The 15,322-nt window shown below is 64.9% G+C and carries 11 protein-coding genes; 6 read left to right on the top strand and 5 right to left on the bottom strand.

Features of this window, described 5'->3' with window-relative positions:
- Nucleotides 1-2: 2 nt before the first annotated feature.
- Nucleotides 3-1,247 carry an aromatic ring-hydroxylating dioxygenase subunit alpha gene (locus HV753_RS28820; RefSeq protein WP_175177986.1) on the bottom strand — a complete coding sequence of 415 codons (1,245 nt, stop codon included), beginning with the start codon at nucleotides 1,245-1,247 and terminating at the stop codon, nucleotides 3-5.
- Between the two features lie 160 nt (nucleotides 1,248-1,407).
- On the opposite strand from HV753_RS28820, the gene HV753_RS28815 reads away from it, so the two are divergent.
- A complete protein-coding gene (locus tag HV753_RS28815; protein ID WP_175177985.1) occupies nucleotides 1,408-2,310 on the top strand; it encodes a LysR family transcriptional regulator in 903 nt (300 codons plus the stop codon).
- 81 nt (nucleotides 2,311-2,391) lie between these two features.
- Here HV753_RS28815 and HV753_RS28810 read toward each other — a convergent pair whose 3' ends face one another.
- The 3 genes from HV753_RS28810 to uvrA form a co-directional block, all read right to left on the bottom strand.
- Nucleotides 2,392-3,024, bottom strand: a complete 633-nt coding sequence (locus HV753_RS28810) for an aminotransferase class IV family protein (protein WP_175177984.1) — start codon at nucleotides 3,022-3,024, stop codon at nucleotides 2,392-2,394.
- Nucleotides 3,025-3,205: 181 nt separating this feature from the next.
- Nucleotides 3,206-4,342 (bottom strand): aminodeoxychorismate synthase component I, encoded by a 1,137-nt coding sequence (locus HV753_RS28805; protein WP_175177983.1) that lies wholly within the window; start codon nucleotides 4,340-4,342, stop codon nucleotides 3,206-3,208.
- A 5-nt stretch (nucleotides 4,343-4,347) separates the two neighbouring features.
- The gene (gene uvrA / locus HV753_RS28800; RefSeq protein WP_175177982.1) at nucleotides 4,348-10,131 is read right to left on the bottom strand and encodes an excinuclease ABC subunit UvrA; all 5,784 of its coding nucleotides are present in this window, start codon (nucleotides 10,129-10,131) and stop codon (nucleotides 4,348-4,350) included.
- A gap of 240 nt (nucleotides 10,132-10,371) precedes the next feature.
- Here uvrA and HV753_RS28795 point away from each other — a divergent pair, with 240 nt between their 5' ends.
- The 4 genes from HV753_RS28795 (at nucleotide 10,372) to HV753_RS31310 (ending at nucleotide 13,079) form a co-directional block, all read left to right on the top strand.
- Complete coding sequence (locus HV753_RS28795) at nucleotides 10,372-11,157, top strand: IclR family transcriptional regulator (protein ID WP_246288418.1); 786 nt, start codon at nucleotides 10,372-10,374, stop codon at nucleotides 11,155-11,157.
- A gap of 22 nt (nucleotides 11,158-11,179) precedes the next feature.
- Nucleotides 11,180-11,827, top strand: a complete 648-nt coding sequence (locus HV753_RS28790; RefSeq protein WP_175177980.1) for a bifunctional 4-hydroxy-2-oxoglutarate aldolase/2-dehydro-3-deoxy-phosphogluconate aldolase — start codon at nucleotides 11,180-11,182, stop codon at nucleotides 11,825-11,827.
- Nucleotides 11,820-12,752 carry a sugar kinase gene (locus tag HV753_RS28785; protein WP_175177979.1) on the top strand — a complete coding sequence of 311 codons (933 nt, stop codon included), beginning with the start codon at nucleotides 11,820-11,822 and terminating at the stop codon, nucleotides 12,750-12,752. The genes HV753_RS28790 and HV753_RS28785 overlap by 8 nt, the downstream gene beginning before the upstream one ends.
- Nucleotides 12,753-12,950: 198 nt before the next feature.
- Entirely contained in the window at nucleotides 12,951-13,079 is a 129-nt protein-coding gene (locus HV753_RS31310; RefSeq protein WP_006226408.1) for a hypothetical protein, read from the top strand.
- An 83-nt stretch (nucleotides 13,080-13,162) separates the two neighbouring features.
- Here the strand turns inward: HV753_RS31310 and HV753_RS28780 are convergent, their stop codons facing one another.
- Nucleotides 13,163-14,143: a LysR family transcriptional regulator gene (locus tag HV753_RS28780; protein WP_175177978.1), complete on the bottom strand. Its 981-nt coding sequence runs from the start codon at nucleotides 14,141-14,143 to the stop codon at nucleotides 13,163-13,165.
- Nucleotides 14,144-14,366: 223 nt separating this feature from the next.
- Here HV753_RS28780 and HV753_RS28775 point away from each other — a divergent pair, with 223 nt between their 5' ends.
- Nucleotides 14,367-15,302 (top strand): glycosyltransferase family 2 protein, encoded by a 936-nt coding sequence (locus HV753_RS28775; RefSeq protein ID WP_175177977.1) that lies wholly within the window; start codon nucleotides 14,367-14,369, stop codon nucleotides 15,300-15,302.
- Nucleotides 15,303-15,322 lie beyond the last annotated feature (20 nt).

The raw sequence follows: 15,322 nt of genomic DNA, 5'->3' as shown, positions 1-15,322 counted from the left end.
CGTCATGCCTCCATCACGCGGCGCCAATAGGCGTACATGCCGCGGATCAGCGTTTCGGTCACCATGTGGTCCGTGTTCTCGGCGGTCTTGCCGCCAAGTTCCGCCACGCTGCGATGCCATGGCTTCTGTTCAAAACCTGATTGCGAGAACTCGATGACCTCACCGTCGTCCGCCGACACGAAGCCGGCCGGGCCGAACAGATTGGCCTGGCGCAGACGCCGGCGCGTCATCTCGGGCGTGTCGTCGGCAAAGCCGAAGTGGGTCCAGACAAAATCGAAGGCGTCATGGCCCACGGGCTGGATGTGGCGGGTGGATAGCGAATTCACCTGCTGCTGGATGATGACGCTGGGGAACAGGGTCATCAGCACGGCCGTGGGGCCGTTCCACCAGGGTTCCTGAACGATGTCCAGAAAGCGGTCGTCGTTCAGCGACATCTGTTCCTTGAAGCTGGACACGCCGCTGGTGACGCTGCCCTTGCCGCCCTGGCCGCGCGTGGAGATCATCGCGGCGTGACGGAAATGCCGGTCCATCTTCAGTTCCGAGCGGTTGTCCGCGCGCCACAGGCCGAAGGTGACAAACCAGGTATGCAACAGGCCGGGGTGGTAGGGATCCTTGATGTTCTCCTGCATCAGCTTCCAGTTGCCAGGGATGCGCTGGCGGCTGTAGCCGTGGATCACCAGTTCGCGGCCGTCGAACACGCGGTCGAAGTAGTGCAGGATGTCCGGGCCCAGATAGTCTTCCAAGGGTTCCACGTCGTGGTCGAACGACGCGAACACGACCCCGTTCCTACAGGCCACCGCCAGCTTGGTCAGGCCGTGATCCTCGGGTTTGAAGTCGGGCGGCATGCCCCCGTTCACCTTGCCGTCCTGCTTGACGCCGCGCCGGAAGGGCACGCCGATCAGATTGCCTTGCAGGTCGTAGTTCCACTGGTGATAGGGGCAGACGAATTCGCTGCGGTTGCCGGCGCGTTCGCGGCAGAACTGCACGCCGCGATGGGCGCACACGTTCTCCACCACGCGCACCTGGCCATCGTTGTCGCGCAGCAAGATGACCGATCGCTCGCCCACCGCAGTGCGCTTGAAGTCGCCGGGATTCGGGATTTCCGCCTCCAGACCCACGTAGCACCAGTGGTCACGATAAAAAAAACGATCCAGTTCTCGTTGATGCAGCGCCGCATCGGTGTAGACGCCGAAGGGGATGCGATGGGATCCGTCGCCCTGCCAGGGCGCGGTGGGGGGAAGGGGCATGTCTTGTCTCCGATTCGATCTGGCCTCTTGGGGCCGGAAAGCGCCAGGCGCGGCGTGGGCGCTGGCAGTTGTAGCGCCATCATCGGGCAGGCAGTGAGATAAATAAATAGAATCTGCTTGATGAGATAAATCACCAAAATCAATATTGGTGGAGACAAGCATGAACCTGAAAGACGTGGACCTGAATCTGCTGGTCGTCTTCAACGAATTGCACAAGCATGGGCGGGTGTCCGCCGTGGCGCAAAGTTTGGGGCTATCGCAACCCGGCGTCAGCAATGCGCTCGGGCGGCTGCGCAAGTTGCTGGACGACGAACTTTTTCTGCGGACCTCGCGCGGCATGGTGCCCACGCCGTATGCCGATTCGCTGGCGCAGCCGATTGCCGATGCCCTGGGCGCGCTGCACAGCACCCTGAGCGCACGTGTCTCGTTCGACCCGGCGCGCAGCGAGCGGGCGTTCGTGATTGGTGTGAACGACGTCGGTGAAACCTACTTCCTGCCGCGTCTGATGCAGGCGTTGGAGCGCGTGGCGCCCGGCGTCACCATCCGCACGGTGCGCACGACGTCGATCGATGTCCGGGACGAGATGGAGCGCGGCCGCATGGACCTGGCGATGGGGTTCTTGCCTGCGTTGAAAAGCGGCTTCTTCCAGCGTCGCTTGTTCAGCCAACCCTATGTCTGCATCTTCCGCCGCGACCACCCGCTGGCCGCGTCCGGCGTGTCAGCCCGGCAGTTCCGCGCGGCCGAGCATGTGGCCATCGTTTCGGAGGGCACGGGCCACGGCGTGGTGGACGAGGTTATCGAACGCGCCGGCATTCGTCGCCGCCTGCGCCTGACCGTGCCGCATTTCATGGCGGTGGGGCCGGTGCTGCAAGCCACCGACATGATCGCCGTGGTGCCACGGCGGTTCGCCGATTGCGCCTGTCTGCCCTTCGGACTGGCGACCGCGCCCTGTCCGGTGAAGATTCCAGAATCCGTCATCAATGTGTTCTGGCACGCCCGCAACCACCGTGAGCCGGCCAACCAATGGCTGCGGCAAGTGGTGGTGGAGCAGTTCGCGGATTAGGCCGGCCGGGCCGCCGTCACTTGGCCCTTGCGCAAGACGTCGGCGCGGTGCTGAAAGCCGTCCTCGGCAGGGAGGTTGGCTTCAGGCGTCGCGCAGCGTCACGGTGAACCAGCCGCGCAGGGCGTTGGACAGGCGGATCTCGTCCGCCGCGTGCAGGTCGGCGAGTGTCAGCACACGTTCTTTCACATTGCCGGTGTCCAGCAGTTCGCCGCGCTGCACGCCGGGCAGGCAGCCGCTATCGACCGGCGGTGTGTACCAGTGGCCGTCCATCAGCAGGTAGACATTGCTGCGGCTGCCTTCGCAGAGTTCGCCGCGTTCATTCAGGTAGAGCAAGTCGAAGATATGCGGGTGCGCGGGCAGCCATTCGATGGTCTTGGTGTACCAGGGGCGGTGCGTGGTCTTGTAGCGCAGCAGCGGTTCCGAGGAGCGCAGCGCCTCGGGCGCCAGCATGACTTCCTGCACCGCCGGCAACGGCGGTAGCCGGGCGGTCTGGATATGGCGGCTGCCGTCGCGGGCCACCAGCAGGCGCAGGCGGTGCGGGCCGGGGGTGACCAGGCCGATGGCGGCGATCATGATGTCGCCTTCCACGGAGTGTCCGCCCCATGCATAACCCAACGCCTTGCAGGATGCCTCCAGGCGTTGCAGATGGCGAGCCAGCAGCGGCACACGTTGTTCGGCATCGACCAGGATGGTCTCGATCAATTCGGGTTGCATGGGATTCTCTTGGGAAATGGCGGGCAGGGCCGCGTTCTATGCTACTACCGGTTGTCGGCTGGGGGGTGGTTGATGGGTTGCGCGCGTTGGGAGGGCGGTGTTCTTTTCTTTTTGTCCGCGCGCTTCACCCATCCTACGGTGGCCTTGCGTCTTTCACCCAGCCTGCGGTGGACTTGCGGTGTTACGCGCGCAGGATTCGGGCTTTCCAGTGGCATTCCTGCCATTCCTCGGCGGGGTCCGAGTCGTGCACGATGCCGCCGCCGACGTTGTAGACGCCATGGCCGGCGGTGTCCAGCACCAGGGTGCGGATCGCCACATTCAATGAAAAATCGCCATTTGGCGCCAGCCAGCCCACGCTGCCGCAGTACAGCCCGCGCGGGGCGGTCTCCATCTGGCGGATGCGGCGCATGGCGGCCACTTTGGGGGCGCCGGTGATGGAGCCGCAGGGAAACAGTGCCGTCAGCACGTCTTGCAGCGTGGCCGTGGGCGCCAGCGCCGAGACGGTGGATGTCATGGTCCAGACGGTGGGGTAGCGCTCCAGCGAGAACAGCGCATCAACCTTGACGGAACCGGGCTCGGCCAGCCGGCCCAGGTCGTTGCGCAGCAAGTCCACGATCATCAGGTTTTCGGCGCGGTTCTTTTCGCTGGCCAGCAGTTCCTGGCCCAGGCGTGCATCCACGGCAGGGTCGGTGTGACGCGGCGCAGTGCCTTTCATGGGGCGAGCCGTCAGCCGCGGGCCGTCGCGCCGTACAAAGAGCTCGGGTGAAAACGACAGCACGGTGCGGTCACCGTCCTGGATGAACGCTCCGTGGGCGACCGGATTGCGGGCGGCGATGCGCCGGTAGAGCGTGGCCGGATCGCCCTGGAACTGCAAGTCCAGCGGCTGCGTGAAATTGACCTGGTAAAGCTCGCCGTCGCCAATCAGGCCACGGATGGCGCTGATCTGGCGCACATAGTCGGCTTCGGTCATGCGGGGCGCGGGCAGGCTGATGGACGCAGGCGCGCTGTTCGCGTCCGGCGTATCCCAGGGGGCTTCGTCCACGTTGCGCTCAAACACCAGCGCGGTCAGGCGGGGCTTGCCGTCGTTGCGCGGAGGCGTCCAGGGGCCTGCCGGCGCGGGCAAGGTGGCCTCGGGCAGCAGCCATTCGCCCAGTTCATAGTCCAGCAACAGGGCGACCCATCGCCCCTGTTGCCGCGCGGCTTCAATGGCCGCCAGCGCGGGGGCGACTTCGGCGGCGGCGCGCGCTTCGATGCGGGAGCAAAAGCCCTCCAGTCTCAGCGCGCGGCCAGCCAGCCGGTCTTCAAAACGACATTCCATGCGTATTACTGCGATTGATGTGCCAGGAATTCCGTCAGGACGCGACCCGTGTGGGAGTGGTCGGCCAGGGTCATCACATGTTCCGGCGATCCTTCGGCCACCAGCTTGCCGCCACCCGTGCCGCCTTCGGGGCCCAGATCCAGCAGCCAGTCGGCTTCGGCGATGACGTCCAGATTATGCTCGATCACGACGACGGTATTGCCCGCCTCCACCAGGCGGTGCAGTACGTGGATCAGCTTTTCCACGTCGGCCATGGACAAGCCCACGGTCGGCTCATCCAGCACATACAAGGTGTGGGGGATGCGCGAGGCGCGGCCGGTCTTGATCAGACCGTCGGTCAGGCGTGCCTTGGATAGCTCGGTCACCAGCTTGATACGCTGCGCCTCGCCGCCGGACAGGGTGGGCGACGGTTGGCCCAGCGTCAGGTAGCCCAGGCCCACGTCCTGCATGAGTTGCAGCGGCCGGTGAATCTTCGGGTGCGCGGCGAAGTAGCCGATGGCGTCGTCCACTTCCATGGACAGCAGTTCGCCCGCGTTCTTGCCACGCATCTGCACGCTGAGCGTATCGCTGTTGAAGCGTGCCCCATTGCAGGCGTCGCAAGGCACCTTCACGTCCGGCAGGAAGTTCATTTCAATGGTGCGCATGCCCTGGCCTTCGCAGATCGGGCAGCGGCCATCGCCGGTATTGAACGAAAAACGTGCCGCCGTCCAGCCGCGCATGCGGGCCTCGCGGGTATCGGCGAATTGCTTGCGTACGTCGTCCCAGAAACCCACATAGGTAGCCGGGCACGAGCGCGGAGTCTTGCCAATGGGGGTCTGGTCCACTTCCAGCACGCGGTCGATGGCTTCCCAACCCTTGATGCTCTCGCAGCCCGCCCAGCCCGGCGCGCGGCCTTGCGAGACGGCTTGGGTCAGGTTGTCCAGCAGCACTTCGCGGGCCAGGGTGGATTTGCCGGAACCGGATACGCCTGTCACGACGCTCAGGCGGCCCACCGGGATCTTGGCGTCCACGCTGCGCAGGTTGTGCAGGCGCGCGCCACGGATTTCAATCATGGGCGTGTCCGCTTCGACCGGGCGACGGCCTTGCAGCGGATGCGCAAGCGGTGTCTTCAAATAGCGGCCGGTGATGGACTCCGGCGCATTCATCACGTCTTCCACCGTGCCTTGCGCGACGACGCGGCCGCCGCGGATACCCGCGCCCGGCCCGATGTCGATCACATGCGAGGCGCGGCGGATCGTGTCGTCGTCGTGCTCCACCACCACCAGCGTGTTGCCGTTGCCTTCCAGGCGCGCCAGCGCGTCCAGCAAAATGCGGTTGTCGCGCGGGTGCAGGCCAATGGTGGGTTCGTCCAGCACGTAGCAGACGCCCTGCAAGTTGGAACCCAGCTGCGCGGCCAGTCGGATGCGCTGCGCCTCGCCGCCGGACAGCGTCGGGGCAGCGCGATCCAGCGCCAGGTAGTTCAGGCCCACTTCCTGCATGAAGTTCAGGCGACCGCGGATTTCGGTCAGGATGTCGCGGGCGATCTCGCCCTCGCGGCCACGCGCCACCAATCCGGTGAAGAAGGTGTGTGCGTCCGACACAGGCAGCGATGCCAGTTCGGCGATCGACTTGTCGCGCCAACGCACGGCGCGGGCGACGCGGTTCAGGCGCTGGCCGTCACATTGCGAGCAAGCCTTGGCCTCGCCTTCATACCAGGCGTTCCAGGCGGTTTCCTCGCCGGTCTGCTCTTCGTCGAAGCCCTGCAATTGCAGGCCCGTGCCGAAGCAGCCCGTGCACCAGCCGTGCTTGGAGTTGTACGAGAACAGGCGCGGATCGGGTTCGGGGAAGCTGGTGCCGCAAGATGGGCACGCGCGCTTGACCGAGAAATGCTGCTGCTGCAATTCGCTGTTCAGCGCTTCGTGCAGCTTGTTCACGGGCCAAACCATCGACATCACGCCCTGGCCGTTTTCCAGCGCGCTCTTGACGGCTGCGCGCAGGCCGGCCTCGTTGGCCGGGTCCACCACCACGTCCGCCACGGGCAGTTCGATGGTGTGTTCCTTATAGCGGTCCAGTCGCGGCCATGGGGCCACCGGGATGAACTCGCCGTCCACGCGCAGATGCGTATGGCCCTTGGAACCCGCCCACTTGGCCAGATCCGTGTAGTAACCCTTGCGGGCCGTGACCAGCGGGGCCAGCAGGCCAATGTGTTCGCCTTTGTGGTCGCGCAGCAGACGGGCCACGATCTGATCCGTGTTCTGCGGTTCGACGGCCACGTTGCAATCCGGGCAGTACTGGGTGCCCAGCTTGACGTAGAGCAGGCGCAGGAAATGGTGGATTTCCGTCATGGTGGCCACGGTGGACTTGCGGCCCCCACGGCTGGTGCGCTGTTCGATGGCGACGGTGGGCGGAATGCCGAAGATGGCATCCACGTCCGGCTTGCCAGCCGGCTGCACGATGGCGCGCGCATAGGCGTTCAGCGATTCCAGGTAGCGCCGCTGGCCTTCATTGAACAGGATGTCGAACGCCAGCGTCGACTTGCCGGAGCCGGACACGCCGGTGATCACGGTGAACTTGTCGTGCGGGATTTCGACGCTGATGTTCTTCAGGTTGTGTTCGCGCGCGTTGCGGATCTCGATCGCCATGTTGCCCTGGCGGCGCGAGCGCATCACGGATTGCAGCGGCGTGCCTTCGCCGGCGCCGTTCACATCGCCATAGGTTGTGGCGGGTTCGGCGATGCGGGCCGTCAGGCCTGCCTGCTCGACTTCCTGCGCGTCGGCGTCACTGGTCACGATCACATCGACGGGCAGGATGCTGACTTCATAGTCGCGCAGCGCGGCGCCCGTGTGGGACTTGGGGTTGTCCATCAAGTCCTGCGGCGTGCCCACGCCCAGGACCAGACCGCCGGCGTCGCCGCCTTCCGGGCCCAGATCGATCAGCCAGTCGGCCGCGCGGATCACATCCAGGTTGTGTTCGATGACCAGCAGCGTGTGGCCGGCCGCCAGCAGTTTGCGGAAGGCGCGCATCAGACGCGCGACGTCATCGAAGTGCAGGCCGGTGGTGGGTTCGTCGAATAGGAACAGACTGCCCTTCTTGGCGACCTTGGCAGTGGAGATTCCGCTGCGCGCGGCTTCGGCCAAGTGGCCGGCCAGCTTCAAACGCTGCGCTTCGCCGCCCGACAGGGTGGGAACGGGTTGGCCCAGCCGCACATACTCCAGGCCCACGTCGGCCAGCGGCGCCAGGCCCGTCTGCACATCGCGCAGACCCTTGAAGAAGTCCAGCGCTTCGCTGACCGTCATGGCCAGCACTTCGTCGATGGACGCGCTCTTGCCCAGGTGTTCGACACGCACTTCCAGCACTTCGGGGCGGAAGCGCTTGCCGTCGCAATCGGGGCAGCGCAGGTACACGTCGGACAGGAACTGCATTTCCACGTGTTCAAAACCGGTGCCGCCACAAGTGGGGCAACGGCCGTCGCCGCCGTTGAAGCTGAACGTGCCAGCCGTATAGGCGCGTTCGCGCGCCAGCGGGGCTTGAGCGAACAGCTTGCGGATGGCGTCGAAAGCGCCTACGTAGCTGGCGGGGTTGGATCGCGCCGTCTTGCCGATGGGCGTCTGGTCCACCATGACCACGTCGGCGATCTGCTCGGCGCCCAACAGACGATCGAAGGCGCCCGGCGCTTCCGACGGCTTGCCCTTTTGCTTGAGCAACGCCGGGTACAGCACGTCTTGCACCAGGGTGGACTTGCCCGAACCGGACACGCCGGTCACGCAGACCAACCGGCCCAGCGGCAGTTCCACCGAGACGTTCTTCAGATTGTGCGCCTTGACGCCTTCCAGCAGCAGCCGGGGCGTGTTCTTGGCAACCGGCATCGGACGCGGCGCTTCCACGCGCTGGCGGCCGCCCAGGTAATTGCCCGTCAGCGTGTTCGCTGCGCGCAGTTGGGCAGGCGTTCCGTCGAAGACGATGTAGCCGCCGCGTTCACCCGGGCCGGGGCCGATGTCGATGATGCGATCCGCGGCCACCATGACCTGCGGATCGTGTTCCACCACCACCAGCGTGTTGCCCGCGTTGCGCAGGCGATGCATGACTTCGACCACGCGATGCATGTCGCGCGGGTGCAGGCCGATGGACGGCTCGTCCAGCACGAACAGCGTATTCACCAGCGACGTGCCCAGCGCGGTCGTCAGGTTGATCCGCTGCACTTCGCCGCCTGACAGCGTTCGGCTCTGGCGATCCAGCGTCAGGTAGCCCAGACCCACGTCGCACAGGAATTTCAGGCGGGCGCGCACTTCCGTCATGAGCAGATCGGTGGCCGCGTCCAGCGCGCCCGAGAAAGACAGCTCGTCGAAGAAACGCCGCACCCGTTCAATGGGCAGCAGCATCACGTCGTGGATCGACAGCCCGCCCAGATGGTTCAACTGATCGCGCGTCCAATTGGCGCCGACCGGCATGAAGCGCTGGTAGCGGCCATCTTCCGGCGGCAGCACCGTGTCGGCTTCTTCCTTGGTGCCCAGGCGCCACAGCAGCGCGTCGGGCTTGAGCCGCGCGCCGTTGCAGGTGGGGCAGGGCGTGTAGCTGCGGTACTTCGACAGCAGCACGCGCACGTGCATCTTGTAGGCCTTGGTTTCCAGCCAGTCGAAAAAGCGCTGCACGCCGTACCACTGGTGTTTCCAGGCGTCGTTGCCGCCCTTCCAGTCAGGGGTGCCGTAGAGCACCCAGCGCTTGTGCTCTTCGCTCATGCTCTTCCAGGGCACGCCCAGCGGCACGCCCGCGCGCGGCGCGTACTTTTGCAGTTCGTCCTGGCATTCCTTGTAGGACGGCGTGGTCCACGGCTTGATCGCGCCTTCCAGCAGCGTTTTGCTTTCGTCCGGGATGACCAGGCCGAAATCGATGCCGATCACGCGGCCGAAGCCACGGCAGGATTCGCAGGCGCCCAGCGGCGAATTGAACGAGAAACTGCTGGGCAGCGGATCGGTGTATTCGATGTTGCAGTCGGCGCAATGCAGGCGGTCGCTGTATTTCCAGATTTCCGCGTTGCCGCCTTCGGCGTCCACAACGTAGACAGCCAGGTGGCCAGCGCCCATGCGCAGCGCGGTATCCAGCGCTTCCATCACGCGCTCGCGCTCGGTGCCGGCGAAACGGAAACGATCCTGGATGACATGCAGGATGCGGCGTTCCTCGGCGGCGTCTTTCGCGGCCTTGCCCTTTTTTGCACCCTTGGCGCCCTTGGCCACGGCGGTCGCGCGCGGCACGGCCGTTTCTTCGGCATGCACGCGGGTGTAGCCCTGTTGCTCAAGAAAACCGCGAACTTCTTCTTCGGTGAAGTTGGCCGGCACGGCAATGGGGAAGGTCACGACCAGGCGCGGATCGCCTGCCACGGCGGCGCGTTCGGCCAGCGAGTGGTAGATGGAATCTGGCGTGTCGCGCCGCACCACCTTGCCGCAGCCGCGACAGTACAGCCGCGCGCCGCGAGCAAACAGCAGCTTCAGGTGGTCGTTCAGTTCGGTCATCGTGCCGACCGTGCTGCGCGAGCTGCGCACCGGGTTGGTCTGATCGATGGCAATGGCCGGCAGGATGCCTTCAATGCGGTCCACCTGCGGCTTGTCCATGCGGTCCAGGAACTGGCGCGCATAGGGCGAGAAGGTTTCCACGTAGCGCCGCTGCCCCTCGGCGTAAAGGGTGTCGAAGGCCAGCGAACTCTTGCCGGACCCCGATACCCCCGTCACAACGACCAATTCGCCGGTGGCGATGGTCAGGTCCAGGTTTTTTAGATTGTTCTGGCGTGCGCCAACGATGCGGATTTGGGAGCTCATGGACGGTATCGTAGCCTGAGGTAGGTGCCTGTCCGAGCGATAACCCTTCGCTGGTTTCAAGCGCGGCGATATGGAATAATTGCCTATATTGTGAGTCAGCTGTCCATAATATGGACAGCAATAGGCGGAGTAGCTGTACAAATAAACAGTATCGCAGATTCGTCTGACATTCGCGCTGTTTGCCTTGCGAATTCTGCGTATTCATTGTTGATGGCTGATTGCCATCATTTGGGGACGTTCTTGTCGGAAACCAAGGTCGCGGGCGCTGCGGCGTTTGCCAAGTTCATGACGGTGTTGCAGGCGGTGGCCGACGCGCCGCACCCGCCCACGGCCGCCCAGCTTGCGCGCGGTTGCGGATACCCCCGTCCCACCGTCTATCGGATCGTGGCGGCGCTGGCCGAGCAGGGCATGGTGGCTGAAACCGGCGGCGTGTACCGCCTGGGCACGCGCCTGATGTCATTGGCTAGCCGCGCCTGGTCGCAGTTCGACCTGCGCGCCGCCTTGGCCCCCGATCTTCAGGCTTTGCGTGACGCTACCGGCGAAACCGTGCACCTGGCCGTGCCGGCTGGCCAGGAAATGATCTATATCGACAAGCTGGAAAGCCCCGGCCCGGTGCGCATGGTGTCGCGCGTGGGGGCTTCAGTGGCGCTGCATTCCAGCGCGGTCGGCAAAGCCTATCTGGCCGCGCTGGATGAGGCTGCGCGCGAACGCCTGCTGCGCGATTTGCCGCTGCCGGCGCGCATGCCCGGCACCGTGACCAGCCTGCCGGCGCTGCGCGCCGTGCTGGATGCAGACCGCGCCCGCGGCTACGCCATGGACAACGAGGAAAATGAAGCCGGCATCGTTTGCTACGGCGTGGCGCTATGCGATGCCGCCGGCCGGCCCGTGGCGGGCGTCAGCGTCAGTACCTTGCTGTTCCGGCGGCGCGACGACCCGCAAGCCGCCTATATCGATCCCTTGCTGCGGCTGCGCGATGCCGCCGCGGCCAAACTTGCCGTCCTGCCGGCATCGTCCGGCGGCGTCTGACCGTCAGCCTCAGAGGAATTCCATGACCGCATCCGCTCCCATCGCCTCCAAGCTATCCGCCCTGTTGGCCGCCCGGGTCGTGCCCGTGCTGCGCTATACGGACGCGGCCACCGCGGCCTACGCCGCCGAAGTTGCCGTGGCGGCCGGCTGCACCACGCTGGAGCTGACCTGGACGATCCCCGGTGTCACCGACCTGGTGCGCGCGTTGCGCGACAAGCACGGCCCCAGCCTGCTGCTGGGCGTGGGCACCGTGCTGGACGAGGCCCAGGCGCGTGACGCGCTGGTGGCCGGCGCCGACTTCCTGGTGTCGCCCGCATTGGCGACCGAAATCGTGGACCTGGCGCATGCGGCAGACGCCCTGTGCCTGCTGGGCGCCTTCACCCCCACCGAAGTGCTGGCCGCGCGCCGCGCCGGCGTGGACGTGGTGAAGGTGTTCCCGGCCGACACCGGCGGCCCCAAGCATCTGGCTGCGTTGAAGTCGGTCTACCCGGACACCATCTTCTGCCCCACCGGCGGCATCACTCAAGACAACATGAACGCTTATTTCGCGGCTGGCGCAGGGCTGGTGGGCATCGGCAGCAATCTGTACGACAAGGCGGCATTCGCCGCGCGCGACACGGCGGCGCTGGTCGCGCAGATCACCCGCACGCGCGAGGCCGCTCATGGCTGATTTCGATATCGTCGCGCTGGGCGAGCCACTGGTCGAACTGAACCAGACGCAGAAGGGCCAACTGCAATATCTGCAAGGTTTTGGCGGCGACACCTCCAACGCAGTCATCGCCGCAGCCCGGCAAGGCGCGCGTTGCGCCTACCTGACCCGCGTGGGCAATGACACCTTCGGCGCGCAGTTCCTGGACTTGTGGCGCTCCGAAGGCGTGGACACGGCGGGCGTGCAGACGGACAACGACGCGCATACCGGCCTGTACTTCGTGCAGCATGGCCCGGACGGCCATGCCTTCAGCTACCTGCGCCGGGGGTCCGCCGCCAGCTTGATGTCGCCGGCCCTGCTGGACAGCGGCTTGATCGAACGCGCCCGGTTCCTGCACCTGTCGGGCATCAGCATGGCGATCAGCACCAGCGCCTGCGATACGGTGTTCGCGGCCATCGCGCGGGCGCGCGCCGCCGGCACGCAGGTCAGCCTGGATTCCAACCTGCGCCTGCGGCTGTGGCCGGTGGACCGCGCCCGCGCCACTTTGCGCGAAGCCATGCGTGAAGCCGATCTGTTCCTGCCCAGCATGGACGACATGCAGCACCTGACCGGCAACGACGATCCCGAACGCACGCTGGACTGGATCCGCGACGGCGGGGCGGCTGGCGTGGTGGTGCTGAAACTGGGCAAGGACGGTTCCATCATCGACGACGGCCAGGCCCGGACGCCTGTCGCGGCCTTGCGCGTGGAGGCGGTGGACGCCACCGGTGCGGGCGATTGCTTCGCGGGCAGCCTGCTTGCCCGGCGTTGCCAGGGCGATTCCTGGGAAGACGCCGTGCGCTATGCCAACGCGGCCGCGGCGCTATCCACGTTGGGCTATGGCGCGGTTGATCCGCTGCCGCGCGCTGAACAGGTCCGGGAACGGCTGAAATCAGTGGCAGGCTAAGGGCGGAAAGGGCGGCCGGGGAATTCAGGGACGCATGGCAGTTCCCTTCCTGCGCACTGCTTTTCGCCCAATTGGCGCAGCCTTGGCATTTCAGGCTAAAATGCCAAGTTGTCCGAATTTTTTCCGCCAGCCCTGTTTCCGGTTGTGCGGGCGATTTTTTCGCAAATTCATTTCCGCGAATTCAACTGGAGAATCAACATGGCTGAACGCAAACGCGTACGTCGTAACACCCTGGAACGCCGTTGCCTGGGCAAGGCCTTCAAGCGCTTGTTCGTCAAGTCGCCCAAGGGTGTGTTCAAGATGCTGGAAAAGATCAAGCGCGTCTAATCAACGCTTCTGATCTAAAAAAATCCCCGCCGGGTGCAAGCCTGGCGGGGATTTTTTTGCATGTCCGCTCTGGCGCCGCTGATTCAACCCGGCGACGGCGCGTCCTGGGCCGGGCCCAGCTTTGGCAGGATGAAATCCATGAACGCCCGGGTCTTGGCCGGCTGGATGCTGGACGGATACACCACATAGATGGAAATCGGGTCTACCGACCAGCCCGCAAGCACCCGCCTGAGCGAGTTGCGCTTGATGATCGGGTCCAGCGCCTGACAGTGCGGCATGCGCGTGATCGCCAAATCCAGGCCGGCCAGGGTGCCTGCGATGCTCATGTTATTGGCGGCCAGGTGGCCACTGACGGGCACCCGTTCGCTGACCGTGCCGTTGTGCAGCGTCCAGTGCGAATGTGCGTCGTCGATGGTCGTGCGCAGGCATTGGTGTTGGGTCAGGTCGGCGGGCGTCTTGGGTTCGCCGTAGCGTTCCAGATAGCGGTCGGAGGCGTACAAGTAGTTGTCCAGGGACACGAGTTCCTGCACCACGGCGCCGTCGTTGCGCGCGACAGCGGCGCCGTTGCCATTGGCCGAGTCCGCCGTGGACAGCGGATAGTCGGTGTTGCGGCCAAAGCGCAGCACCACATCGAACGGCGTGCCTTGTGCATCGGACGCCGTCATCATGCTCAGGTCGAATTCGCACTCCACTTCCGGATAGCGGTCGGTGAAGTCGTTGATGGTTTCCGGCAGCAGCCAGATCGCCAGGCTATATGGCATGGATACCCGAAGGTTGCCCGACGGGCCGCCCGACAGTGACAGCAACTGCTCGTGCGCCAGACGCGCCTCGTCGATCAGGCCTTGGCAGCGGCGCATGTAGGCAGCGCCGGCTTCGGTCAGGTCCAGTCTGCGCGTATTGCGGTTGATGAGCCGCAGGCCGATCGCGCGCTCCAGTTCGTTGATGCGGCGCGACAGTGTGGACGTGGGCATGTCCAGCGCGCGTGCGGCCAGGCTGAAGCTCTTGCGCTTGGCAACCTCTACGAACAAGGCGATGTCATTGAGCTGGACGGTCGAAGCTTCCATAGGCGTTCCGGATTTGGCCGCCCGAGTTTACGCCACTCCCGCGCGCCGCCCAATGCACAAAATTCTGGGATATCCGCTGAAAAATGCATTGGTTGTCAGATTTGATTGCAAATTCGAATGCGATGGCATCGGATAGCGCAGGCATATCCCCTACACTTCAGGCGAAAACAGATAGACCAAGACCGCAGCGGTGGCACGGAGATCGCAAAGGGGCATAGCAGGCATGACCGATACACCAACATTTTTCACTGTTCTGACGCCCACCTACAACCGTGCGGGCACGTTGCACCGGGTGTACGAATCGTTGTCTCGGCAAACATTCAGGGACTTTGAATGGGTGGTGGTGGACGATGGTTCCACGGATAACACCCACGATTCCATTCTGGATTGGCAGGCGCGTGCCGATTTTCCAATCCGCTATGTCTGGCAGAACAATCAGCATAAGAAAACCGCGTTCAACCGGGGAGTGCGGGAAGCGCGCGGCCAATTGATCGTTGCCCTGGACAGCGACGATGAGATGCCGCCCGACGCGCTGGCCACATTCAAAGACGCATGGGACGCCATCCCGCCCGCGCGGCGCGACTCCTACGTGGCCGTGACCGGCTTGTGTGCCCGGCCCGACGGCAGCATCGTTGGCGACCGCTATCCGCAGGACGTATTCGACAGCACGGCGGTGGACGTGTATTTCCGCTATCGCATCAAGGGAGAGAAATTCGGCTGTATGCGCACTGACATTCTCAGGAAATATCCGTTTCCCGAAGATGTGGCCGGCTTTGTGCCGGAAAGCCTGGTGTGGTGGGCCGTGGCCCGCGCGGGTTACCTCAGCCGCTTCATCAACCGCGTGGTGCGCACCTATCACGACACCCCGGGCGGACTGAGCCAGGGCGCGGTTTCGGTGGCCAACAATGCGCAAGGCCTGTACCTGCTGGCCTGGGACATGTTGCAGCATCACCTGGAATTCTTCCGCTTCCGGCCGCGAGAATTCATCATGGCGGCAGCCCGCTACACGCGGTTCCGCCTGCATCTGAAGCATTCCGGTGTGCCGACGGCGGTTCAGGCCTATCGCCTGACGAATCCGTGGGCGACGTTCATGGTGGCGGCGATGTGGCCCGTGGGCTATGCGCTGTACCGCCGCGACCGCCGGCGCGGCGTGGCCTAGGGCCACGCACGCACGCCGGG

Origin of the sequence: Achromobacter pestifer, from assembly GCF_902859625.1 — a bacterium.
Taxonomy (GTDB): domain Bacteria; phylum Pseudomonadota; class Gammaproteobacteria; order Burkholderiales; family Burkholderiaceae_B; genus Achromobacter; species Achromobacter pestifer.
The sequence above is the reverse complement of the archived record's forward strand: the minus strand, read 5'-3'. Positions and strand labels throughout refer to the sequence as shown.

Bases quoted from the DNA above. Each gene is read 5' to 3' on its own strand.
- HV753_RS28805 (WP_175177983.1), bottom strand. From the start codon at position 4,342: ATGGAATGTCGTTTTGAAGACCGGCTGGCTGGCCGCGCGCTGAGACTG.
- HV753_RS28820 (WP_175177986.1), bottom strand. From the start codon at position 1,247: ATGCCCCTTCCCCCCACCGCGCCCTGGCAGGGCGACGGATCCCATCGC.
- HV753_RS28775 (WP_175177977.1), top strand. From the start codon at position 14,367: ATGACCGATACACCAACATTTTTCACTGTTCTGACGCCCACCTACAAC.
- uvrA (WP_175177982.1), bottom strand. From the start codon at position 10,131: ATGAGCTCCCAAATCCGCATCGTTGGCGCACGCCAGAACAATCTAAAA.
- HV753_RS28790 (WP_175177980.1), top strand. From the start codon at position 11,180: ATGACCGCATCCGCTCCCATCGCCTCCAAGCTATCCGCCCTGTTGGCC.
- HV753_RS28780 (WP_175177978.1), bottom strand. From the start codon at position 14,143: ATGGAAGCTTCGACCGTCCAGCTCAATGACATCGCCTTGTTCGTAGAG.
- HV753_RS28785 (WP_175177979.1), top strand. From the start codon at position 11,820: ATGGCTGATTTCGATATCGTCGCGCTGGGCGAGCCACTGGTCGAACTG.
- HV753_RS28810 (WP_175177984.1), bottom strand. From the start codon at position 3,024: ATGCAACCCGAATTGATCGAGACCATCCTGGTCGATGCCGAACAACGT.
- HV753_RS28815 (WP_175177985.1), top strand. From the start codon at position 1,408: ATGAACCTGAAAGACGTGGACCTGAATCTGCTGGTCGTCTTCAACGAA.
- HV753_RS31310 (WP_006226408.1), top strand. From the start codon at position 12,951: ATGGCTGAACGCAAACGCGTACGTCGTAACACCCTGGAACGCCGTTGC.